The 23,667-nt window shown below is 72.1% G+C and carries 13 protein-coding genes; 9 read left to right on the forward strand and 4 right to left on the reverse strand.

What is annotated here, in order from left to right; genetic code table 11:
* Positions 1-117: 117 nt before the first annotated feature.
* Positions 118-3,330: a hypothetical protein gene (locus WME76_RS23810; RefSeq protein WP_437954577.1), complete on the reverse strand. Its 3,213-nt coding sequence runs from the start codon at positions 3,328-3,330 to the stop codon at positions 118-120.
* A gap of 198 nt (positions 3,331-3,528) precedes the next feature.
* On the opposite strand from WME76_RS23810, the gene mug reads away from it, so the two are divergent.
* Entirely contained in the window at positions 3,529-4,041 is a 513-nt protein-coding gene (gene mug / locus WME76_RS23815; RefSeq protein ID WP_437962151.1) for a G/U mismatch-specific DNA glycosylase, read from the forward strand.
* Between the two features lie 175 nt (positions 4,042-4,216).
* Here mug and WME76_RS23820 read toward each other — a convergent pair whose 3' ends face one another.
* A complete protein-coding gene (locus WME76_RS23820; protein WP_437954578.1) occupies positions 4,217-4,723 on the reverse strand; it encodes a hypothetical protein in 507 nt (168 codons plus the stop codon).
* A gap of 301 nt (positions 4,724-5,024) precedes the next feature.
* Here WME76_RS23820 and WME76_RS23825 point away from each other — a divergent pair, with 301 nt between their 5' ends.
* From WME76_RS23825 to WME76_RS23840, 4 genes are all read left to right on the forward strand, one after another.
* Positions 5,025-7,553, forward strand: coding sequence for a PAS domain S-box protein (locus WME76_RS23825; RefSeq protein ID WP_437954579.1), 2,529 nt, complete (start codon positions 5,025-5,027; stop codon positions 7,551-7,553).
* Between the two features lie 356 nt (positions 7,554-7,909).
* Positions 7,910-8,371, forward strand: coding sequence for an OmpA family protein (locus tag WME76_RS23830; protein ID WP_437954580.1), 462 nt, complete (start codon positions 7,910-7,912; stop codon positions 8,369-8,371).
* A gap of 641 nt (positions 8,372-9,012) precedes the next feature.
* Positions 9,013-9,507, forward strand: a complete 495-nt coding sequence (locus WME76_RS23835) for a YtxH domain-containing protein (RefSeq protein WP_437954581.1) — start codon at positions 9,013-9,015, stop codon at positions 9,505-9,507.
* Between the two features lie 10 nt (positions 9,508-9,517).
* Complete coding sequence (locus WME76_RS23840) at positions 9,518-10,066, forward strand: hypothetical protein (RefSeq protein ID WP_061618929.1); 549 nt, start codon at positions 9,518-9,520, stop codon at positions 10,064-10,066.
* Positions 10,067-10,494: 428 nt separating this feature from the next.
* On the opposite strand, the gene WME76_RS23845 is transcribed toward WME76_RS23840, so the two are convergent.
* A complete protein-coding gene (locus tag WME76_RS23845; RefSeq protein WP_437954582.1) occupies positions 10,495-11,619 on the reverse strand; it encodes a CBS domain-containing protein in 1,125 nt (374 codons plus the stop codon).
* 387 nt (positions 11,620-12,006) lie between these two features.
* On the reverse strand, positions 12,007-13,191 hold the full coding sequence (locus WME76_RS23850) for a mechanosensitive ion channel family protein (RefSeq protein WP_437954583.1): 1,185 nt from the start codon (positions 13,189-13,191) through the stop codon (positions 12,007-12,009).
* Between the two features lie 399 nt (positions 13,192-13,590).
* On the opposite strand from WME76_RS23850, the gene WME76_RS23855 reads away from it, so the two are divergent.
* From WME76_RS23855 to WME76_RS23870, 4 genes are all read left to right on the forward strand, one after another.
* Positions 13,591-14,205, forward strand: a complete 615-nt coding sequence (locus tag WME76_RS23855; RefSeq protein WP_437954584.1) for a hypothetical protein — start codon at positions 13,591-13,593, stop codon at positions 14,203-14,205.
* Positions 14,206-14,737: 532 nt separating this feature from the next.
* Complete coding sequence (locus WME76_RS23860; RefSeq protein ID WP_437954585.1) at positions 14,738-20,593, forward strand: HAMP domain-containing protein; 5,856 nt, start codon at positions 14,738-14,740, stop codon at positions 20,591-20,593.
* A gap of 228 nt (positions 20,594-20,821) precedes the next feature.
* Positions 20,822-21,364, forward strand: a complete 543-nt coding sequence (locus tag WME76_RS23865; RefSeq protein WP_437954586.1) for a hypothetical protein — start codon at positions 20,822-20,824, stop codon at positions 21,362-21,364.
* A 217-nt stretch (positions 21,365-21,581) separates the two neighbouring features.
* Positions 21,582-23,447 carry a serine/threonine-protein kinase gene (locus WME76_RS23870; protein WP_437954587.1) on the forward strand — a complete coding sequence of 622 codons (1,866 nt, stop codon included), beginning with the start codon at positions 21,582-21,584 and terminating at the stop codon, positions 23,445-23,447.
* Positions 23,448-23,667 lie beyond the last annotated feature (220 nt).

Below are 23,667 nucleotides of genomic sequence, written 5' to 3' on the forward strand. Positions count from 1 at the left end.
TTCCTGGCGAGCGGGTTCGGGGTGATCATGGCGAGCCTCGGGAGGCGCGAGTGTACCCGTTCTGCGCCGCCCGAGCGGCGGCTCGGGCGCGTGCCGGCGGGCATCGAGAGGTCCCCCTCACTCGTCCGCTGACCGACGGCCCACGAGGCACGTCAGCCGCTGCGTCATCTCTTGGGTCCGCAGCGCGCCCTCTCCGCCCCCGGTCCCCTGCCCGCGCGGCGCCGTCCACCGCGCGATCAGCGCCGCGCCCACGGCGGCCTCCCCGCGCCGGCGCGCGTCGGCGACCGCGACGTGCAGCGCCTCGAGGCAGACGCGCTCCCGCCCCCAGCGCACCTGCGCGATGCCGCGATCTCCGAGCGAGACGGCGGGCAGCGCCCGCCGGTCCAGGCGCAGGGCGCCCTCCGGATCGAGCGTCACGAGCGCGCGCCACGCGCCCGCCATCGCGCGGCAGCGCGCGTCGCTCGCGGCGGTCAGCGTCGACCAGGGCGCGAGCGCCGCCACCTCGCCGGCCGTCCCCGCCGCGGGGTCGAGCGCCGCCACGCCGGCGGTCTCCGGGGCGACGCCGTCGAGCACCAGCACGCCGGTCTCGCCGTCGTCGCGCCGGGCGAGCACGATCGGCCTGCCGCGCAGCTCCTCGCGGTCGAGCGCCACGGCGCGCGCGGGCTGCCGGGGCTCCGGCGTGTGCTCCTCGACGGCCGCGCGGCGCCGGAGCTCGCCGAGGACGAGCGCGCGGCCAGGACCGAGCAGCAGGCCAGGGGCCTGGCCCAGCGCGCCGTCGAGCTGACCTCGGCGCGGCTCGAACGCCGGGAGCACCCGCGCGCCGTCGGGGCCGAGGAGCAGCTCGCCCGCCTCTGCGACGACGAGCAGCGCGACCTCGCCGCGCGCGGCGAGCAGCGGCACCGCGCCGGCGCGCTGCGCGCCGCGCCGGAGGCTCAGCGCGAGATCGGTCGCGTTCAGCCGCAGCACCTCGCCGCGCAGATCGAACGGCGGGCGAAACAGCGCGCTGTGCGTCCGGATCGGCGCCGCCCTCGGGCCGCCTTTCCCCGGCGCCGCGTCGCCCTGCCCCGCCGCCGCGTCGCCCTGCTCCGCCGCCGCGTCGCCCTGCTCCGCCGCCTCGCCGTCGGGCCGCATCGCCGCCTCGGGCGGCTGCCGGTCGCGCCCTGGCTCCGCCGCGTCCGCGACGATCTCGAGCGCCTCTCCATACGGCGTCGGCACCGTCCACCGCTCCGCGCCGGCCGCGGGCCCGGCGCCCGGGAGCGCCGCCGGCAGCCCGACCGGCGCGCACGACAGCGCCGGCAGCCCGCCCGGCGGCTCCTGCGGATCGCCGGCGCGGGCCGTCGCCGCCGCGCCCGCGCCCGCGGCCGGCGCGGGCCCGGCGGCGGCGGCCGGCGACAGATCGCCCGCGCCCCAGCCGAGCCGCACCACGCCGGACAGCGCGCAGCCGAGCGCGGAGCACGCGCCCTGGAACGACGACGGCGGCACCGGCGAGCGCCCGAGGGCGCGCCACGTCCGGCCGTGATCGCGCGTCTCGTGGAGCTCCGCGCCGCGCGTGACGAGCACGCCGTGATCGCCGGTCACCACCATCCCCGCCGCCTCCGGCGGCAGCGCGTGCGCCACGACCTCCCCGCCCCGCGCGATCGTCACCCCCACGCTCGCCTTCCCGACCGGATCGGACCACTCGACCGACGACAGCCACGCGTCGACCCCGCCGTCCTCGCGCGCGCGGAAGCGCCTGTCGACGAGCACCCGCGACGCGTCGCGCGGCGGCGGCGTCCAGTGCCAGCCGGGGAGCTCCCCCTCCAGCCGCACCACCCGCGCGCCCCCCTCGTCGCGGGCGCGCGGCGCGCCGACGGGCGCCGGCAGCGCGTCGCGCTCGCCGCGCACCAGCGCGACCGCGCTCCCGTCCCGGCGCGGCGCCCAGCCGACGAGCGCCTGCCCCTCGCCGACCTCGATCGCGTGCTCGACCCACGCGCCCGGACCGCGCCGCACGCAGATCCTCGGGTGGACCACGACGTCGCCGTACCGGCGCTCGCGCTCCTCGTCGCTGACGAACCGCTGAGACGCCCCGCACCCGCCGACGAAGGCGAGCGCGCCGCCGTCGTCCGCCGCGAAGAACCCCTCGTCGCTGAAGGCGCGCTCCACGCGCGGCGGCTCGCCGCGCTCCGAGCGCAGGACGTAGCTGCCGTGGCGCTCGTACTCGTCCCACGCGCACAGGAAGAGCAGCCCGTCGTCCGCGCGCATCGGCGCGCACCCCAGCCCGTCCGGGAACCAGCCGGCGAGCCGCTCGCGCGTCGCGCCCGTCCGCGCGTCGATCCTCGCGACGCCGCCGTCGATCACCCCGAGCGCGGTCCCGTCCGGAAGGAGCGCGCCCGCGGCGACCGCCGCGGCGACAGGCGCGAGCTCGCGCTCCGCGAGATCCTCGCGCCCGCCGGCCCCGGCGCCCGCGAAGCGGAGCTGGAACGATCCGCCCGACCACGACGCGATCGCGCGGAGATCGCCGTCGGGCCGGCGGAGCGCGCCGTCCGGCAGGACGGCAGCGCGCCCGAGCGCCGTCTCGAGCCACAGCGCGCCCGGCGCGACGCCGAGGCCGAGCGAGGCGACCCCGAGCCGCCGACCGGCGTCGATCCACGTGCGGCCGCCGTCCGCCGTCGTGGCGGCGCGGCCGAACACGTCGAGGCGCACCGCGCGCGCCGCGTCCAGCGCCGCGAGATCGTGGATGGCCGGCGCCTCGAGCGCCCGGCCGCGATCCTCGCCCGGCAGGACCACCCGCGGCCCCTGCTCCGTGAAGACCACGACGCCGTGGAGCCCGTTCCGCGCGCCCCGCACGGCGCCCGCGCCCCCGCCGAGCGCCACCTCCTCGAGCGGCCCCGTGAAGCCGCGCGACCGGAACGCCCTGCCCCGGCTCCAGTGCAGGAAGCCCCCGCCGAGGTGGGGCGCGATCGCGAGCGATCCGACGATGGGCTCGCCCGCCGCCCACAGCGCGGCCTCCCACGCCGCCGCGACGACGCGCCCGCCCGCGCCGAGCTCGAGCCGCGCCCCGCCCGCGACGACCCGATCCGCGACGGCCGCGTCCGGCCCGTCGTGCGTCACGCGGAACACCCCGTCCGCGATCTCCTGGAGGTAGCGAGCCCCCGCCGGGAGAGCGCCGACCGCGTCGCCTGCGCCCATCGCGCCCCACGCGCCCGCCGCCCCCGACACGCCTGACACAGGCGCGCGCCCGGCTGGCCCGGCCGCGCCGCTCGCCAGGCTCGCCTCGGGCCCGCGCGCGCAGCCGGACGCGACGAGAGCCGTGAGCAGACCGATCGCGCGCGCCAGCATCGGGGAAAGCACGACGGTATCCGCTGTACCGCCCCCGTCCAGGGCCGATCCACCTCGACCGCGCGACACCAGCGCGCTCTCTCCGCGGCGCCGTCATAAGCTGCGGCCCGCGGCGCGCCGCGCCCGCCCGGAACGCCCGTGCCCACCGCTCGCCGACCCCGCCCACGCCGACCCACGAAAGAAGAGCTCCTCGCCGCCGCCGGCAAGACGGTGCCCGACGTCATCGCGCCCGATCTCCGCGTCCTCTTCTGCGGCATCAACCCGGGCCTCTACACGGCCGCCGTCGGGCACAACTTCGCCCGCCCCGGCAACCGGTTCTGGCCGGCGCTGCACGCGGGCGGCTTCACCGATCGCGTGCTCTCGCCGTCCGAGGAGCGCGAGCTGCTGAAGCTCGGTTACGGGATCACCAACGTCGTCGAGCGGGCGACCGCGTCGGCCGACGAGCTGTCGCCCGAGGAGCTCGCCGCGGGCGGGGTGAGGCTCGCGGCCAAGGTGCGGCAGTACCGCCCCCGCTTCCTCGCCGTGCTCGGGATCGGCGCGTACCGGAGCGCCTTCGGGCGGCCCCAGGCCGCGCCCGGCCCGCAGCCCGAGGCGCTCGGCGCGACCAGGCTCTGGGTGCTGCCGAACCCGAGCGGCCTCAACGCCAGCTACCAGCCGCAGAAGCTCGCCGAGATGTTCCGCGCCCTGCGCGACGCTGTCGCGTCCGCCGCTGCCCCGCCGTGAGCCGCGCGGGCAGCGCGCTCTCCGGAAAGGTGGTGATCCGAGAGCTGCGGTCGCGCCACATCGCCCCTGCGCCGACTCGGCCCCTCGCCATGATGCGGACTCATCGTTCGCCGCGCCGCCGCGGCGACAGGCGCTCTCCCCGGCGCGCACTCCCCCGCTCCGCGCGCGGCGCGCCCTACTCGGGCAGCGCGCCCTCCTCTTCCTGGGGCACCTTCGCGCGCGCGTTGCGGGCCTCTTCGCGGAGCGCCGCGAGGCCGGGCGGCCCGTCGGTCGGCTGCGCCACGCGGTTGCTCACCGCGGCGAGCCACGCCATCGGCGAGTCGGGCGTCCGCGGCGTGACCAGGAGGACTCCGCGCGACGCGTAGCGCGAACAGCCGTCCTCGCACACAGGGAGGACCAGACGGAGCCCGCCGCCGCCACCTTGGCTCACAAGCGGCGCCACGCGCATCTCCGACGGCGGCGGCGCCATGGTGGACATCACCGCGCGCGCGATCAGCGCCTTGATCGTCCTTCCAGACGTTCCAGGCGGCTCCGGAGCCGGCATCGCCGCGCGATCCGCCGCGTCAAGCCGGCTCGGCGGCAGCGCGAAGAGCCCCGCGCCGTCGGCCGCCTCCGCGAGCGAAGGCGACAGCGCGCCGGCGAGCGCGCCGACGAGACAGGCCAGCTTGAGTTCGAATCGCATGGGTGATCCCTCGACAGTCTCTCGATCGGTCGTCCAGTCCCCACGTCCAGCAGGCCCCATGCCAGCCACGGGCGGCCGGCTGCCGCGGCGCGGCCCGACGCGGCCACCAGCCGACTTCGTCCGGCGCGCGAGACGGTTCGCCACAGCGTGGCGACGTCAGCCCCGTCCGGCGCCGCCGGACCGCACAAGCTGGAGAATTCGACCCGGCCGTGCGAGCGCCGCTTTCGCTTGCCAGACGCTCCGGGCGCCGTTAACCGTCATCGTTATGCCCGACCGCAAGCCAGGGCTGAGCCCCCAGATCATGAAGGCCCCGCTCCCGCCTGGCGCCCCGCTCCCCTCCGCTTCTTCCAAGCCCTCCACGCCCTCCGAGCCCGTCGCGAGCATTCTGCTCGTCGACGATCACCGCCCGAATCTCCTCGCCCTCGAGGCCGTGCTCGATCCGCTGCGCCAGCGGCTCGTCACCGCGCAATCCGGCGAGGAGGCGCTCGAGCACCTCACCCGCGAGGAGTTCGCGCTCATCCTCATGGACGTGAAGATGCGCGGTATCGACGGCTTCGAGACGGCCGCCCGCGTGAGGGGGCTCGATCAGGCGAGGCACACCCCGATCATCTTCATCTCGGGGCTGCCGGAGGACGAGGACCGGCTGTATCGCGGCTACGCGCAGGGCGCGGTCGATTATGTCGTCAAGCCGTTCAATCCCGACATCCTGCGCGCCAAGGTGGCCGTCTTCGTCGAGCTGCACCGCAGGGCCGAGCAGATCAAGCGGCAGGAGGCGGCGCTCCGCCAGCTCGAGCGGCAGGCGAGCGACGAGGTGTTCCGGCGCATCATGGACACGAGCATGATGGGCCTGCTCTTCAGCGACTACGAGGGGCGCGTCATCGAGGCGAACGACTGCTTCCTCTCGATGGTCGGCTACACCCGCGAGGACCTCAAGGAGGGGCTCCTCCGGTGGCAGCAGCTCTCGCCGCCGGAGTACGAGCACGTGCACCACGACGCGGTGAACGAGCTGAGCGCCCACGGCGTCACGAAGCAGTTCGAGAAGGAGTACATCCGCAAGGACGGCAAGCGCGTCGCGGTCCTCGTCGGCTCGGCGCGGATCGAGACGCAGCGGCGCAACCTCACCTACGTGCTCGACATCAGCGAGCGCAAGCGCGCCGAGGCGAACGTCAGCCTGCTCGCCGGCGCGGGCGAGATCCTCTCGTCCTCGCTCGACTTCCGCGAGACGCTCGGGCAGCTCGCCCGGCTCGTCGTGCCGCTCCTCGCCGACTGGTGCGCGGTCGACATCCAGGGGCAGGACGGCGTCATCCAGCGCGTCGCCGTCCAGCACGCCGACGCGGAGAAGGTGGCGTTCGTCCGGCAGATCGAGGACCGGTACCCGGTCGACCCCGCGTCGCCGACCGGCGTGCCGAACGTGCTCCGGACCGGCCAGACCGAGTGGGTGCCCGAGATCACGGACGCGCTGCTGGTCTCGATCGCCCGGGACGAGGAGCACCTCCGGATCGCCCGCGAGCTCGGCCTCCGCTCGTCGGTGGTGGTGCCGCTGGCGGCGCGCGGGCGCGTCCTCGGCGCGATGACGCTCGTGCACGCGGAGTCGGGCCGGCGCTACACGAAGACCGACGTGCAGTTCGCCGAGGAGCTCGCGCGGCGCGCCGCGCTCAGCGTCGACAACGCGCTCCTCTTCGAGCGCGAGGTCACGGTGCGCAAGGAGGTCGAGACGCTCGCGGAGGAGCTGAAGCACAGCGAGGCGCAGTTCCGGCTGCTCGCCGAGACGATGCCGCAGCTCGTGTGGACGAACCGCCCGGACGGCCACCACGAGTATTTCAACCAGCGCTGGTACGACTACACGGGGCTCACCCCCGAGGACACGGGCGGCGAGGGCTGGAGCCGGATCATCCACCCCGAGGAGCACGAGCAGGCGATCGAGAGCTGGCGGCAGGCGCTGCGCACGGGCGAGCCGTACGAGAGCCAGTCCCGCCTCCGGCGCGCGGACGGCGTCTACCGCTGGTTCATCGGCCGGGCGGTCGCCGCGCGCGACGGCGCGGGCCGCATCGTCCGGTGGTTCGGCACCTACACGGACATCGACGATCAGAAGCGGGCCGAGGAGGAGCGGCAGCGGCTCGTCCAGGCGCTCGAGCGCAGCAACAAGGAGCTCGATCAGTTCGCCTACGTCACGAGCCACGACCTCAAGGCGCCGCTGCGGGGCATCGCCAACCTCTCGCAGTGGATCGAGGAGGACCTGAGCGACAAGATGACGGCGGAGAGCCGCAAGCAGCTCGACCTGCTCCGCGGGCGCGTCCACCGGCTGGAGAACCTGATCGACGGGATCCTGAGCTACTCGCGCGCGGGCCGCGTCCGGGAGAAGCCCGAGGCGATCGACGTCGGCAAGCTCCTCCGGGAGATCGTCGAGCTGCTCGCGCCCCCGCCGGAGACGCGGGTGGAGATCGCCCCGGACATGCCCGTGGTGGTCACCGAGCGCGCGCCGCTCCAGCAGACGTTCCTGAACCTCATCAGCAACGCGCTGAAGCACGCCGGGCGCGCCGATCCCGAGGTCCGGATCTCCTCGCGCGACGCCGGCGCGTTCTGGGAGTTCTCGGTCTCCGACAACGGCTCGGGCATCGCCCCCGAGTACCACGATCGCATCTGGGGCATCTTCCAGACGCTGAAGGCGCGGGACAAGGTCGAGGGCACCGGCATCGGGCTGTCGGTCGTGCAGAAGATCGTCCAGAGCAAGGGCGCGCGCGCGTGGGTCGAGTCCTCGGTCGGCGCCGGCGCCACGTTCCGGTTCACCTGGCCGAAGCTCGAGGCGCGGGAGCCTTCCTCGCCCGGATGATCCCTGGGTCGGCCGCGCGTGAGGCCGGCGGCGCGGGCCACGGGCGTGCGTCACGGGCCGCGCCGGGCGCCGACACGCCGCGTCCTCGAGCCCGGCACGAAGTTTGAACACACCTCCTCGGAACAACAAGCGGCTTGATGCGAGGCGAGCGCCGGTGATGGCGGGGCGGTGAGCCACGGCTCCTTCTCTTGTGGCGTCGTGTCCCGCTGCACACGCCGCGGACCTCGGGAAGGAGGGTGTTCGTGATGTCGATGTTCAAACTGCCCAGGAGTCTCCTGGGCGCGCTGGCGGTGTCTCTTCTCGCTGCGTGCGCTGCGCCCCCGGCGCCGGCGCAATCGGCGGTCGCGGAGCCGAGGATGCCCAACCCCGGCCCCGACGGTGTCTACAAGGTGGAGTGGCCCGATCTGAGGGAGGGCGAGGATCGGTTGATCGGGCTCACGCTCGGGGCGGACATCGCCGATGTCTGCCGGCTGCCCAAGACGAACTTCGCCTTCGACTCTGCCGAGCCGTTGCCTCAGGAGCATCGTGAGCTCCGGGCGGTGGTCGACTGCCTGCTCTCCTCGAACCTGAGCAACGCGCGGATAGAGCTCGTCGGCCGGGCCGATCCCCGCGGCACGCAGGCGTACAACCAGGATCTCTCGCTGCGCCGCGCCCAGCGGGTGAAGGAGATCCTTGTGGCGGAGGGCATCCCTGCGGACCGCGTCACGGTGCGCGCGACCGGCGCCGCCGAGGCGGTCGGCACGCAGCCGATGTACTCCTACGGCTACGACCGTCGCGTCGACGTCGTGCTCGTAGGCATCGTCCACTCCCCCCAGTGAGCGGGGCGCGCCCGCTGCGGATACGGGCCCATCTCGACGTTTTCGGTGCTCGGCGTACTGAAGTACGCCTGTGCGCCGAAAACGCCGATCTGGGCCCGTCTCCTGTGCGGGCGCGCCCCGCTCGGCGGCGGCTGGGCTCAGCCTTTCGCTCGGCGGCGGCTGGGCTCAGCCTTTCGCTCGGCGGCGGCTGGGCTCAGCCTTTCGCTCGGCGGCGGCTGGGCTCAGCCTTTCGCTCGGCGGCGGCTGGGCTCAGCCTCTCGCTCGGCGGCGGCTGGGCTCAGCCTCTCGCTCGGCGACGGCTGGGCTCAGCCTCTCGCTTGGCGGCGGCTGGGCTCAGCGTCGAGGGCGCTCAGGGTGGACCTGGCTCGCTCGATACGCACACCGTTCTTCTTCCGGATAACCCTGTTTCCGTTTGTGGCGGTGGCGGCGGGCGACGCGGGGGCGTTCTGGTACGCGAGGTGCGCGATGCACCGGGGCGCGTCACGACAGATGTGGCATTTCGTCACGGGGGCGTCATGGGGTGGGCGGCCGCTGCGGGGACAAGCGGGCCGTGCAGCAGGGTCTGGGAGTTGGTCCGGAGTCTGCAATGACTGCCGTCACGAACCGGCGGACGTCATGTCCGTCACAAGGAGACAAGAGCCATGACGAACCGACTGAATGACGCTGTGGGGGCTGCAAAGGGTGTGTACGAGACGGCGGCCGTCGGCGCCGTCGGCGCTGCCACGACCGCCAAGACGACGGCGTTCGACGTCGCGAAGGCGGCCGCGGGGATCGCCGCGACGATCGGGGCGCTCGGCTTCGACGACGTGCTCGGCTGGGTCGGGCTGGCGCGCAGGCGCAGCCCGCTCGCGACCCTCGCGTACTTCGGCGCCGGCGTCGCGGTGGGCGCGGGCGTGGCCATGCTGCTCTCGCCGACGTCCGGCGAGGCGCTCCGCCGTGACATCCTGACCCGCCTCGACGGCCTCAAGCGCCAGGCGACCCGCGGGGTCGAGCAGGCCGAGCGCCAGGTCCAGAGCAAGGTCGGCGGCGCTGTCGACGCGGTGAAGGGCGCGGTCTCCTCGTCCGAGACGGGGAACTCGCACTACGGCATCGAAGGCGGGCGGCAGGGCGGCGAGAGCGGTCACCACCTGAGCTGAGGCGCTGCACGTGTGGCTCGAAGCCATCATCACGCGGGAGGATCTCGTCCAGATTCTGGGCGAGTTCCTCCCCGTGAAAATCCACCTGGACGATGACGAGAAGACGGACCGCTGGCTCTACCTGGGCAAGCCGACCGAGATCACGCTGGTCGAGGACATGGGCCTGCGCGTCAACTGTCCTGCGGAGCTGAAGTGGTCTATCCCGGTCGTGAGCCCCACCGTCAAGCTCGATGAGCTCAAGGTCCTCATCTCCCCCGAGATCGTGGAGAAGAACAGTGGAAACGTCCTCGCGTTCAACGTCGAGCTCGAGGAGGCCGACATCCGCGGCATCCCCTCGATCATCGACCACACGATCATGAAGGCCGTCAACTCGGCGCTCGCGAACAAGAAGCCTGAGTGGAACTTCACGAAGACGCTCACGCACACCGTGGGTCTCCCCTCCAACCTCGAGCCGATCGATGGGCTGCACATCGGGGTCGCCTGGGGCAAGCGTCGCATCAGTCAGGACGCGCTCGTGCTCGTGGTCTCCTTCAAGCTCAATTTCGTGCGCAGCGATTGAGGCTCCGCCACAGGGCGAGCCAAGAACGCCCCGCCCCGTCCCCCGGGGCGGGGCGTTTCGCTTGCGCCGTCATCAAGCCTGAGTCGTCCCGCGCAGCTGTCGCTTCCCCCCTTCACGAGGATCGTAGGCCCCAGGAGACGGAGCACGTCGCGCGAAGGAATCCCCTCATCAGCAGCAGCATCAGCGGAGAAATTGAACAGGGAGGCGGGGAGGCGGGGAGTATGTGAAGATTTTCCTCCCCGCCTCCCTGTGATTTTTCCGAAGAATTCGAGGGGATTCCTCGGCGTCCCGCGAGGCGGGGGACAGGCGGTTGTCTGAGCGAAATAGCCATGAGTCCTCCGGCACCGCCGGAGGACTCATGGCACCCGCGAGTCTGCCCATCCCCCGCCCCGCGCGACAAGCTCCGTCCCGTGGGGCCGGGCTGCCGGTCAACCAGCCTGGGCCGCCGCCAGGTGAATCCTCCCCAGCCGCCCACCGCGCCCCCGCGTGAGCGCCCCCGCGATATCCGAGTGCTTGACGAGCCCCAGATAGCTCTCCCCATCGAACACCGCCACCACCGGCGTGTTCTTCTCCACCATCTTCCGCCCCACCTCGTCGAGCGGCACGTCCGCCGCCACCCTGGGCACGTCGCACCGCATGATCCAGGCGATGAACGACCCCTCCTCGCCAGAAGCCAGCGCGCGCATCACGTCCGTTCGCGTCACGATCCCGATCACGCGGTCCTCGTAGACCACCGGGAAATCCGGCTCCTGGCTCGCCAGGATGCGCCGCGCGGCGTCGCCCACGAGCTCGCCAGGCCAGAGCTGGACCGCCCTGCCCTCGACGAGCGGACGGCACTCGGTGACCTCGACAGGCGCCATCACCGCCTGCGCCGCGCTCCACTCCCGCCGCGCCCCCAGAAAGAGGAGCGCCGACAGCCCCGCGATCAGGACCTGACCGCCGAACAGCGCGATGAAGAACAGCACCGCCGCCATCGCCTGACCGAGCGTCGCCGCCATCGAGGTCGCGAGCCAGGTGCCCGTGAGCGGCGAGAGCGCCTCGCGCAGCAGGCGGCCGCCCTCGAGCGGCAGCGCCGGCAGCAGGCCGAGCGTCGCGATGCCGAGGTTCGCGCTCGCGACCCACACGAGCGCCGCCTCACGCGAGGGCGCCTCGGCGGCCTGCAGCACCGACGCCCACCGGAGCTCCTCCGCCCCGCGCTGCCCGTCGACCGCCACGAAGAACAGCGCCGCGAGCGCGAAGTTCGCGGCGAGGCCGAGCGCGCCGCCCTGCGTCCAGCCAGCAACGGGGCGCGCGCGCCGCGCCACCGCGCCCAGCGGCGAGAGCAGGACCTCGCTCAGACCGAGCCCGAGCTGCCGCGCGACCACCCCGTGCACGAGCGCCTGCAGCGCCACGCACGCGAGCAGCGCCGCGCCGAGCGCGCAGCCGAAGAGCGCGCCGCCCCCGCCGTGCCGCGCCCCCCACTGGAGCGCACCGAGCGGGATGAGCAGGCCGAACGCCGCGTGGGCAACGACTTCAATACCGCCAATCCGCGTGACCCTGATGACCCAATTCATGGCGCATTGCTCCTGGGTTCTCGCGCAGAACGCTGCGCATGGCGGGAGGGCAGTTCCGACCTGCCACCGCCCCCTTCCCCCTCGGGGGCATGGCGAGAACCTCGTCGCGCGGTCGACGGCCGACGGGCAATGTCGCGGACTTTTTCTACACTCACTGCAAAGCGTGTGCCGCTTTCCTGCTCCACGTGAGGAGCAAAACATGGCCTCGCGCTGCGCGGCGGACGGCGATCGGGCGTGATGACCTGTTCCGCACCTCGGGCTGTCGTCGAGTCGACGGGCGTGAGGCGGGGAGTTCACGGGGCCGCGACGCGCTGGATGAGCACGCCAACAATGCGGCATGGCCGGATGTCGCGGTGTGGCGTTACGCTACGTAGCAGGCGCGCTCCGTCACGTCGTCACACCGGCGACCCCGTCCATCCCTCCCGCCCGCCGCGCGCGGCCGCCCGAGGCCGGCCCACGCCGCTCGACCGCCTCGGCGGCGGGAGACGCCCGCGTGAAGCGCTCCTGCGGCAGGAACAGGCCGTCCTCGAGCTCCCGCACCCAGCGCAGCATCTCCTCGCGCACCCAGCACCGCAGATCGAACAGCTTCCCCGAGTCGCTCGATGAAACGAGAAACCGCACCTCGATGGTGCGCTCTGACACGTTCGTGACCTGGACGGCCTTCACGCGCCCATCCCAGAGCTCGCTGTTCGGAAGGATGGACTCGAAATGCTGGCGGATAGCTTCCACGGGCGTCCGGTAATCCACGTAGATCTCGACGGTGCCGAGCTTCTCCGCGCCGTGCTTCGTCCAGTTCTCGAACGACTGGTCCAGGAGCCGCGCGGTCGGGATGATGAGCCGCCGCTCGTCCCAGATCTTCATGACCACGTGCGTCAGGCGGATCTCCTCGACGGTCCCGAACTGCCCGTCCACCACCACCTTGTCGCCGAGATCGATGGGGCGCGTGAACAGGATGTGGAGGCCGGACAGGATCGCGCCGACCGGCTTCTGCGCGGCCAGGCCGAGCACGACGCCCGCGATGCCGGCCGACGCCAGGAGCGAGACACCGACGTTCCGCACGGTCTCGAAGTTCAGGAGCACGAGCGCGCCCGCGACGATCACGATGATCACGCGCGCGACCCGCTCGAGCACGCGCGCCTGGGTCCGCAGCCCGCGCGACGACTCGCTCCCCTCCTCGAGGTGCCGCAGGGCGCGCGCGTCCAGCACCTCGGAGAGGATCCCCACGACGCGCATGAGCAGCCACGCCACCCCGCCGATGAACAGCGCCGAGAGGAGCGGCCGCAGATCGGCCACGAGCTCCTGGCCGAGCCGCGTCATCTTGGCGAGGCCTGCCGTCAAGATCACGCCGAGGCAAAGCGTCATGGGGCCAATTGCCGCGTCGAGCGTCTTTTCGTCCCACGGCGTCGCCGTCCTCCGCACGACGAGCGAGGCGGCGCGCCGGAACGCGTGCACGACGAGCCGCGCGAGCCCGAGGCCGACCGGAACGCTCGCCGCCACGATCACCCACGGCCACAGGCCATCCGCCGGGATCCCCAGCCGGGCACCGAGCGATTCGAAGACCGAGTTCTGCATGGATCTGCTCCTTCAACCCGCCAGTCCGCGGCGCGCCTCCGGCCCGGCCCCCCGAGCCCCAGACGCATGACGCGTTCGCCGGCCCGGCGGACGGTCCGTGACGCATTGAAGCGCGCCGGGCTCATCCATCGTGTGTGCGGCCTCGCCATGGCACAGGCCGTGCCGCCGATTCCGCCCCCGCGCTTTCTGGCCGCTCTCCGCTCGTCGCGCTGGCCTGCAGCAGAGATCGCGATTACAGGGTGGAGGCACCTTTGCCACGATGCGGCAGTCCGCCACACCGTCGCTCTGCTCCGCCTTGCACGTTCCGTTCAAGCGTCCTGTGCTCGCTCGGCATGTGATGTGCACGGACGCGAGTCAGAGAGTCGAGATCGGCTGATAAACGCAGCAAAGGACTCGTTTATGTCAGAGCGCAGAAGCCAGGTCGATGATTTCACGCGGCTCACGGAAGAGACCGAGCGGCTCGCGAGGCACGTCGAGGATCTCCGGCTCCGGATCGCGGCGACGACCGCGAAGCGGCGCGCATCGTCCGGCATGCACCCTGCGCAGAACGGCGCCTCGCTCGACGGGACGCACGGCGCCCTCACGGAGCGGCCGCCGCACGGCCCGCCGTCCGAGCGGCCGCCGCACGCGGCGCTCACGGAGCGGCCGCCGCACACCGTGCCCTCCGAGCGGCCGCCGCACGGCTCCCTGTCCGAGCGAGCGCTCGACGCTGTCGCGGCCCCGGAGCGGCCCGTCGACGCAGGTGTAGAGCGGGCGCAGGACGCGAGTCCGGAGCGCCCCTACGATGCGGCCTCGGAGCGGCCGCGCCCCCGTCACTCGCCCTTCCCCGAGCGCCCCTCGTGCCTCGCGAGCGTGTCGCGATGGCTGCCGCCGCTGGCGCCAGGGCGGCAGGCGCTGGAGTCGGGCGTCCACGAGAAGGTGGGAGAGGCAGGGCGCTACTGCATCGTCACGCCACGGAAGAAGCCGAGCTCTCTCCCACCGAAGCGCCGGACGACGAAGGCCGACGTCGCCTGAGTCAGCGCGCCTCGCCCCCTCTCTCCCCGCGCACGGCTGCCCTCACGGCGCTCTGACAGCGTGGCAGCGCGGGCCTGCTCGCCACACACCTGGCCCGACGGCGCACGACAGGCAAAGCGCGCGACGCGCGCGGCGCGAAGCTTGCCCGGCTGCGCGCCTGCGTAGTATACGAACCCATGCTGTCGTGCGGTGGGTGCGGACGCGCATCGTGCACCGAAGCCTGAACATCGATGAGACCCGACGGAATCTTCGCGGTCGGGCAGCGAGAGCCCTGCCCTTCGGCGGCGCGAGCGGCCCGCAAAGGCCCGCCCTGCTCGAGGCGATCGAGGGTTCTGCCCACCAGGCGAGAGGGCCTGTCCTCCAGCCGTCCTCTCCCCGCCTCGCGGCGATGCGCGGGCACCCAGCGAAGGCGACGCGCGGGCCTCCGGCCCGACCGCTTGCGGCGCTCCGGGACACCTCCGTGTCCGGGGCGCGCTCTCGTTTCCCTTGAAAGATCGGCCCCGCTCGCAGGCGGGGCCAGGAGAACAGCGGCATGGAGCAGCGAAGCGACCTCGACAAGGCGGCCCGCAGGACGAGAGCTGGCAACGGCAAGACCAAGAAGGGCGCGTCAGGGGACGGGCTGCACGGCGCCGCGCGCGCGAAGAAGGCCCCGGCGGTCAGCGTCGCCCGCGCCGCGCCGGCCGTCGAGCAGGGCGGGATCGACCGGCGGACGCTGCTGCTGTCGCTGACGGCGCTCAAGAAGGGCGATTTCTCGGTGCGGCTGCCCCCCGATCTGGAGGGGCTCGACGGGAAGATCGCGGACACGTTCAACGACGTCGTCGAGCTCAACGACAAGATGGCGCGAGAGCTCCAGCGCCTGAGCCGCGTGGTGGGCAAGGAGGGCAAGCTCTCGCAGCGCGCCTTCATCGGCGAGGTGAACGGGGCCTGGGCCGACGCGATCGCGTGCATGAACGCGCTCATCGGCGATCTCGTCCACCCCACGGCCGAGACGGCGCGCGTCATCGGGGCGGTCGCCAAGGGCGACCTCTCGCAGACGATGGCCCTCGAGGTGGACGGCAGGCCGCTCGACGGCGAGTTCCTCCGGACGGCCAAGACCGTCAACACGATGGTCGAGCAGCTCGGCTCCTTCGCCTCCGAGGTCACCCGCGTCGCGCGCGAGGTCGGCACCGAGGGAAAGCTCGGCGGGCAGGCCGACGTCAAGGGCGTCGCCGGCACCTGGAAGGATCTCACCGACTCCGTCAACTCGATGGCGGGCAACATCACCGCCCAGGTGCGCAACATCGCCGCCGTCACCACCGCCGTGGCCACCGGCGATCTCTCGAAGAAGATCACCGTCGACGTCAAGGGCGAGATCCTCGAGCTCAAGGACACCATCAACACGATGGTCGATCAGCTCCGCTCCTTCGCCTCCGAGGTCACCCGCGTCGCGCGCGAGGTCGGCACCGAGGGCAAGCTCGGCGGGCAAGCCGAGGTGAAGGGCGTCGCGGGGACGTGGAAGGATCTCACCGACTCCGTCAACTCGATGGCCGGCAACCTCACCGCCCAGGTGCGCAACATCGCCGCCGTCACCACCGCCGTCGCCACCGGGGATCTCTCGAAGAAGATCACCGTCGACGTCAAGGGCGAGATCCTCGAGCTCAAGAACACCATCAACACGATGGTCGATCAGCTCAACTCCTTCGCCTCCGAGGTCACCCGCGTCGCGCGCGAGGTCGGCACCGAGGGAAAGCTCGGCGGCCAGGCAGACGTCAAGGGCGTCGCCGGCACCTGGAAGGACCTCACCGACTCCGTCAACTCGATGGCGTCGAACCTCACCGCCCAGGTGCGCAACATCGCCACGGTCACCACCGCCGTCGCGAAAGGCGATCTCTCGAAGAAGATCACCGTCGACGTCAAGGGTGAGATCCTCGAGCTCAAGGACACCATCAACACGATGGTCGATCAGCTCAGCTCGCTCGCCGCCGAGGTCACCCGCGTCGCGCGCGAGGTCGGCACCGAGGGAAAGCTCGGCGGGCAGGCCGACGTCCGCGGCGTCGCCGGCACCTGGAAGGACCTCACCGACTCCGTCAACTCGATGGCCGGCAACCTCACCGCCCAGGTGCGCAACATCGCCACCGTCACCACCGCCGTCGCCACCGGGGATCTCTCCAAGAAGATCACCGTCGACGTCAAGGGTGAGATCCTCGAGCTCAAGAACACCATCAACACGATGGTCGATCAGCTCAACTCCTTCGCCTCCGAGGTCACCCGCGTCGCGCGCGAGGTCGGCACCGAGGGAAAGCTCGGCGGGCAGGCCGACGTCCGCGGCGTCGCCGGCACCTGGAAGGACCTCACCGACTCCGTCAACTCGATGGCCGGCAACCTCACCGCCCAGGTGCGCAACATCGCCGCCGTCACCACCGCCGTCGCCAACGGCGATCTCTCCAAGAAGATCACCGTCGACGTCAAGGGCGAGATCCTCGAGCTCAAGAACACCATCAACACGATGGTCGATCAGCTCAGCGCCTTCGCGGCGCAGGTGACGCGGGTCGCGCGCGAGGTCGGCACCGAGGGAAAGCTCGGCGGGCAGGCCGAGGTGACCGGCGTCGCCGGCACCTGGAAGGACCTCACCGACTCCGTCAACTCGATGGCCGGCAACCTCACCGCCCAGGTGCGCAACATCGCCGCCGTCACCACCGCCGTCGCCAACGGCGATCTCTCCAAGAAGATCACCGTCGATGTCCGCGGCGAGATCCTCGAGCTCAAGGACACCATCAACACGATGGTCGATCAGCTCCGCTCCTTCGCGTCCGAGGTCACCCGCGTCGCGCGCGAGGTCGGCACCGAGGGAAAGCTCGGCGGACAGGCCGACGTCAAGGGCGTCGCCGGCACCTGGAAGGACCTCACCGACTCCGTCAACTCGATGGCCGGCAACCTCACCGCCCAGGTCCGCAACATCGCCGCCGTCACCACCGCCGTCGCCAACGGCGACCTCTCCAAGAAGATCACCGTCGACGTCAAGGGCGAGATCCTCGAGCTCAAGAACACCATCAACACGATGGTCGATCAGCTCAACTCCTTCGCCTCCGAGGTCACCCGCGTCGCGCGCGAGGTCGGCACCGAGGGAAAGCTCGGCGGCCAGGCCGACGTCCGCGGCGTCGCCGGCACCTGGAAGGACCTCACCGACAACGTGAACTCGATGGCCGGCAACCTGACGAACCAGGTGCGCGGCATCGCCAAGGTCGTGACCGCGGTCGCCAACGGCGATCTCAAGCGCAAGCTGATCGTCGACGCGAAGGGCGAGATCGCCGCGCTCGCGGACACGATCAACGGCATGATCGAGACGCTCGCGACGTTCGCGGACCAGGTGACGACGGTGGCGCGCGAGGTCGGCGTCGAGGGGAAGCTCGGCGGGCAGGCGAGCGTGCCCGGGGCCGCCGGCACCTGGAAGGACCTCACCGACAACGTGAACCGGCTCGCGGCGAACCTCACCACGCAGGTGCGCGCGATCGCCGAGGTCGCCACCGCCGTGACCAAGGGCGACCTCACCCGGTCGATCAAGGTCGAGGCGCAGGGCGAGGTCGCCGCGCTGAAGGACAACATCAATGAGATGATCCGGAACCTCAAGGACACGACGCTGAAGAACAGCGAGCAGGACTGGCTCAAGAGCAACCTCGCCAAGTTCTCGCGCATGCTCCAGGGGCAGAAGGATCTGCTCACCGTCGGCCGGCTCATCCTCTCCGAGCTCGCCCCCGTCGTGACGGCGCAGCAGGGCGTCTTCTACATCATGGACTCGTCCCGGGAAGAGCCCGTCCTGAAGCTGCTCGCGAGCTACGCGTTCAAGCAGCGCAAGCACGTGGACAACCAGTTCAAGCTGGGCGAGGGGCTCGTCGGGCAGTGCGCGCTCGAGAAGGAGAAGATCCTCCTCGTCAGCGCGCCGCCCGACTACATCACGATCACGAGCGGCCTCGGCGAGGCGCCCCCGGTCAACATCATCGTCATGCCCGTGATCTTCGAGGGGCAGGTGAAGGCCGTCATCGAGCTCGCGTCGCTCGAGCGCTTCAGCCCGACGCACCAGGCGTTCCTCGATCAGCTCACCGAGTCGATCGGCATCGTGGTCAACACGATCGAGGCGAACATGCGCACCGAGGACCTGCTCAAGCAGTCCCAGTCGCTGGCGCGCGAGCTCCAGAGCCAGCAGGAGGAGCTCCAGGAGACGAACGCGGCGCTCGGCGAGAAGGCGCGGCTGCTCGCCGAGCAGAACGTCGAGGTCGAGCGGAAGAACCACGAGGTCGAGCAGGCCCGCCAGGCGCTCGAGGAGAAGGCGCGGCAGCTCGCCCTCACCTCCAAGTACAAGTCGGAGTTCATGGCCAACATGTCCCATGAGCTCAGGACGCCGCTGAACAGCCTCCTCATCCTCTCGGACCAGCTCTCCAGGAACAACGACCAGAACCTCACCCCGCGGCAGGTCGAGTTCGCGAAGACGATCCACGCGTCGGGCACCGACCTCCTGGCGCTCATCAACGACATCCTCGATCTCTCGAAGATCGAGTCGGGCACGGTCGTCGTCGACGTCGGGGAGATCAGCTTCAAGGACCTCTCGGACTACGTGCAGCGCACGTTCCGGCACGTCGCCGAGGCGAAGAAGCTCGAGTTCGAGGTCGCCTTCGCGCAGGAGCTGCCGCCGTCGATGCTCACCGACGCGAAGCGGCTGCAGCAGGTGCTCAAGAACCTGCTCTCCAACGCCTTCAAGTTCACCGAGCGCGGCCGGGTGATCCTGGAGGTGACAGTGGCCCGCGAGGGCTGGAGCCGTGAGAACGATGTGCTCAGCCGCGCCGACGCGGTGATCGCGCTCTCTGTCCACGACACCGGCATCGGGATCGCGCCGGACAAACAGCAGATCATCTTCGAGGCGTTCCAGCAGGCGGACGGGAGCACGAGCCGGAAGTACGGAGGTACCGGGCTCGGGCTCGCGATCAGCCGGGAGATCGCGCGGCTGCTCGGCGGCGATCTCGTGCTCGTCAGCGCGCCGGGCCGCGGGAGCACGTTCACCCTCTACCTGCCGCGCAGCTACCGCCCGGTGCGCGCGTCGCGGCGGCAGCCGACGCACGTCCTCGACGCCCCGGCGGTCCAGGAGGAGCCCGTCCACAGCAGCCGGCCGTCCGATCGCATGTCCGCCGTCGTCGACACCCAGATCATCGACGACAGCGAGAACGTGCGCCCGGGCGACCGCGCGCTCCTGATCGTCGAGAACGACACCGTCTTCGCGCGGTTCCTCGTGGACGTCGCGCGGGAGCACAACTTCAAGGCGATCGTCGCGGTCCGCGGCGCGACCGCGCTCTCGCTCGTGCGCGAGCTCCGGCCGCTGGCGATCACGCTGGACATCAACCTGCCCGACATCGACGGGTGGCGCGTGCTCGATTGCCTGAAGCGCGATCTCCAGGCGCGGCACATCCCGGTCCAGGTGATCACGACGGAGACGGAAGAGGAGCGGTGCCGCGCGCGGCGGATGGGCGCGATCGGGCTGCTCAACAAGCCGCTGAGCAGCAGGACGGCGCTCGACGACGCGTTCGGGCGGCTCGACGGGCTGGTCAACTCGCCGCGGCGCCGGCTGCTCTTGATCGAGCCGGACAGGGCCGCGGGCGACCCCGTGGCCGAGCTGCTCCAGGACGAGGGGATCGCGATCACGAGCGTGGAGACGGGCCAGGCGGCGCTCGCGGCGCTCCAGCACGAGGGGTTCGACGCCCTCGTGCTCGGGCTGCGCCTGCCCGACATGTCCGGCCTGGAGCTCATCGACCACCTCGACCGTGCCGGGCGCTTCGCCGAGCTGACGGCGATCGTGTACACGCCGGCCGACATCGCCGGGGACGACGAGGTGCAGGTCGCCCGGCTGGCGCAGCGGCTCCCGGTGAAGCACGTCCAGTCGCGAGAGCGCCTCTACGACGAGGTGACGCTCGCGCTGCACCGCCGGCTCTCGGACCTGCCGGAGCCGAAGCGGCTCATCGTGGAGCAGCTCCACGAGTCGGCCGCCGCGCTCTCCGGCAAGTGCGCGCTGATCGTCGACGACGATTTCCGCAACATCTACGCGCTGAAGACCGTCCTCGAGAGCCACGGGATGACGACCCTCGCCGCGGACACGGGCAAGGCCGCCATCGAGCGCCTGGAGCGGACGAGCGGTATCGATGTCGTCCTCATGGACATCATGATGCCGGAGATGGACGGATACGACACCATGCGCGCCATCCGCAAACGGCCCGTGTTCCAGACGCTGCCGATCATCGCTGTCACGGCCAGGGCGATGAAGGGCGACCGGGAGAAGTGCCTCGAGGCGGGCGCGACCGACTACATCTCGAAGCCGGTCGACACGGAGCAGCTCCTCGCGCTGCTCCGGATCTGGCTGCATCGCTGAGCTCGCCTCCGCCGCTCTCCACCCTCACCACGGCGAGCTCGGCTCCGGGCGTGCCGGACAGTTCGTCTGCGCTGCAACGATGCCCCAGTGTGGCGTCTCTGCGCAGCTCCTTGCGCGACCGTCCACAACCGACAACGCTGGATCCCCGGGATCCGCGGCAATTTCGGCTGGCACGCCGTCTGCTGGCCGTGTGGGATTCCAGAATACAGCGAGGGTTCGCGCCGCGCGGTGACGCCCCTGGGAAAGGAGTGGTACGTGAAGGTGAAGCTGGTGACCGGTCTGCTGCAGACGCGGGCGGATGCCGAGAGGGCGGTTGAGCGCGTCATGAGCTGTGGATACAGGCGCGACACCATCAGCGTCGTCATGAGTCACGCCGCGCGCGGCCAGCATGTCGAGAGCGGAACCAGCGCGAAGGCGGCGGACGTCGGCAGGGGCGGGGCCGCGGGGGCGGCCGTCGTCACGTTCGCGGCGCTCGGCACGAGCGCGGCGTTCCCCGGCCTCGGGCTCGTGGCGGCAGGGCCGATCGAGGCCGCGCTCGGCGGCGCGGGCAGCGCGGCGGGCGGGCTCGTCGGCGCGCTCGTCGCCGCAGGGATCCCCGAGCACCGCGCGCGCGTCTACGAGACCGGCTTGCAGCAAGGCGAGATCCTCGTCGGCGTTCATGCCCAGTCGCAGCGAGACGCCGAGATCCTGGAGATGATCCTCGAGTATGCCGGCGCCGAGAACGTCCGGAGCGACAGCGCGCTCAGGCGTCCCTACGACAGCTTCATCTAGGGTGCTTTGCGGGCACGGCGCTCGCGTACCTCGACCGCGCCCGGGCGCGTGGCAACTTGCCTCGCTGAGGCGCGCTGCCGCTCACGCGCCGCGCGGGGTTTCAGGTGTTCCCCGAAGGCAGACTTCTGGCATGGGCGATGCTCCAGATTTCGACGTGGAACGCGTGGCGTGGCGTGGTGAGCGGCTGGATGCCCCGGAGCAGGCGGCAGGAGAGCGCATGTCGAGCAACATGACCCAGGGTTACGAGCACACCTTAGGGGAACTCTTCGAGGTCGGCACGTTGGTGGGCGACAAGTACCAGCTCCTCCGCAAGGCGGGAGAGGGGGCGATGGGCTCTGTCTGGGTCGCCGCGAACACCGCGCTCGAGGCGAACGTGGCGATCAAGGTGCTGCGACCGGAGATGCGCTCTCCGGCGATCGCGGAGCGGTTGCTCCGTGAGGCGCGCGCGGCGGCGAAGCTGAGCCATCCGGGGATCGTGCGCGTCTTCGATCTCGGCAAGACCGCGGGCGGCACGCCGTACATCGTGATGGAGCTCCTCGAGGGCGAGGCCCTGCGGGACGTGCTCTGCCGGGAGCAGCGGTTCTCGCCCGAGTGGGCGATCGCGATCCTGCTGCCGGTCGCGAGCGCCATGCACGCGGCCCACGAGCGCGGCGTCGTCCACCGGGATCTCAAGCCGGACAACGTGATGCTGGCGGATCAGGGCAACGGCAGGCTCCAGCCGAAGGTCGTCGATTTCGGGATCGCGAAGGTCACCTGGACAGAGCCCGAGTCCGGCTCGACGGGCGCCGCCGTGATCGGGACGCCGCAGTACATGCCTCCCGAGCAGGCGCTCGGGCAGGGCCAGCTCGATCATCGCGCGGACATCTGGGCGCTCTGCACGATGCTGTACGAGGCGATCTCGGGCGAGACGCCGTACGCCGGGGAGCAGGGGTTCGGGACGCTGCGCGCGATCCTCCAGGACCCGGTGCCGTCGCTCGTCGAGCGGTGCGACGCGGACCCGGCGCTGTGGTCGATCATCGAGCGCGGGCTGCGCAAGGACCCGGCGGAGCGCTGGGGGAGCATGCGGGAGCTCGGCGTCGCGCTCGCGACGTGGCTGCTCTCGCGCGGCGTCTCGGAGGACGTGTGCGGCGCGTCGCTGCGCGCGCAGTGGCTGGACGACCGGACCAGCCAGGTCCCGGCGCCGTCGCCGCGGCCGATGGTGGTGAGCTCCGCGCCGACGCTGCACTCGCGCCGCGCCGACGATCCCATGGAGCTGCAGCTCCCGATGGCGTCCGCGCGGCGAGCGCCGGCCGAGGCGGAGCCGAGGGCGCCGATGGCGGCGGGGCGCAAGCCGCTGGAGGACAGCGGCGAGCGCGCGTGGTCCGAGGCGACCTCGATGGGGAACCTGCGGGGGGCCGGGGCGCCGTCGCAGCGGCCCTCGCTGCGAGAGCGCTTCCCGTTCCGCCGCGTGGCGGCGGCCGGGTTCGTGCTGATGGCGGGGGCTGCGGCGTGGAGCGTGGCGCCGGTCACGACGGGCCCTGTCGCCGAGCTGACGCCGGTGCCCCCGGCCGCGCCCGCCGCGACGGTGGCCGAGGCGCCGGCGCCGGCGCCGACGCAGCCGGCGGCCGAGGGGAGCTCCCTCACGGCCAGCATGGCGCGCGGGCTCGTGGTGACGCCGGCGGCGCCCGTGGCGCCGCGCCCGGCGCGCGCCGCGAAGCCCGCTCCCCCCGCGGCGCCGGCCACCGCGGCCGCCCCCGCGCCCGAGAAGGCGCCGGCCCCGGCGGCGACCGCGCTGCCGGAGCTGCCCGCGTCCGACGCGGGCGTGGAGGCGCCGCTGCTCGTGGCGCAGGCGTCGCCCACCGCGCCGTCGCCCGAGGCCGCCGCGTCCTGCCCCGCGAACGGGGGGCAGGCGGGCGGGGAGACGGCCTGCCCGCCGCCGCCGCCGGCCGAGGGCTCGACGAGCACGGTCGAGGCCCACGAGGACACCGCGGCGGCCAGGCGGGAGAACGACGCGCAGCGGCCGGCGACCGAGGAACCGCCGCCGGCGCCGGCCGCGGATGCCGGGGCGGCGGAGCCGTCCCCGGACGCGCCGGCGGCGCCCTAGCCTGGCGGCCGATCAGCTGAAACGCCCAGGAATGAAGAGAGTCGAACCACAGAGGCACAGAGGGCACAGAGGAAGAGAGAAAGAGAAGAGAGATCAGGACGAGTTCTGTCTCTTCCTCTCTCTTTCTCTTCCTCTGTGCCCTCTGTGCCTCTGTGGTTCATTTTCTCGGGGTTTTGGCCTGTTCGGTGTCCTGGCGGGCCGGCGTCGACGAGCTGGCCAC

This window comes from Sorangium sp. So ce119, from assembly GCF_051524405.1.
Taxonomy (GTDB): domain Bacteria; phylum Myxococcota_A; class Polyangia; order Polyangiales; family Polyangiaceae; genus Sorangium; species Sorangium cellulosum_G.

Bases quoted from the DNA above. Each gene is read 5' to 3' on its own strand.
- WME76_RS23870 (WP_437954587.1), top strand. From the start codon at position 21,582: ATGTCGAGCAACATGACCCAGGGTTACGAGCACACCTTAGGGGAACTC.
- WME76_RS23845 (WP_437954582.1), bottom strand. From the start codon at position 11,619: ATGAATTGGGTCATCAGGGTCACGCGGATTGGCGGTATTGAAGTCGTT.
- WME76_RS23825 (WP_437954579.1), top strand. From the start codon at position 5,025: ATGAAGGCCCCGCTCCCGCCTGGCGCCCCGCTCCCCTCCGCTTCTTCC.
- WME76_RS23860 (WP_437954585.1), top strand. From the start codon at position 14,738: ATGGAGCAGCGAAGCGACCTCGACAAGGCGGCCCGCAGGACGAGAGCT.
- WME76_RS23850 (WP_437954583.1), bottom strand. From the start codon at position 13,191: ATGCAGAACTCGGTCTTCGAATCGCTCGGTGCCCGGCTGGGGATCCCG.
- WME76_RS23855 (WP_437954584.1), top strand. From the start codon at position 13,591: ATGTCAGAGCGCAGAAGCCAGGTCGATGATTTCACGCGGCTCACGGAA.
- WME76_RS23830 (WP_437954580.1), top strand. From the start codon at position 7,910: ATGCCCAACCCCGGCCCCGACGGTGTCTACAAGGTGGAGTGGCCCGAT.
- WME76_RS23835 (WP_437954581.1), top strand. From the start codon at position 9,013: ATGACGAACCGACTGAATGACGCTGTGGGGGCTGCAAAGGGTGTGTAC.
- WME76_RS23820 (WP_437954578.1), bottom strand. From the start codon at position 4,723: ATGCGATTCGAACTCAAGCTGGCCTGTCTCGTCGGCGCGCTCGCCGGC.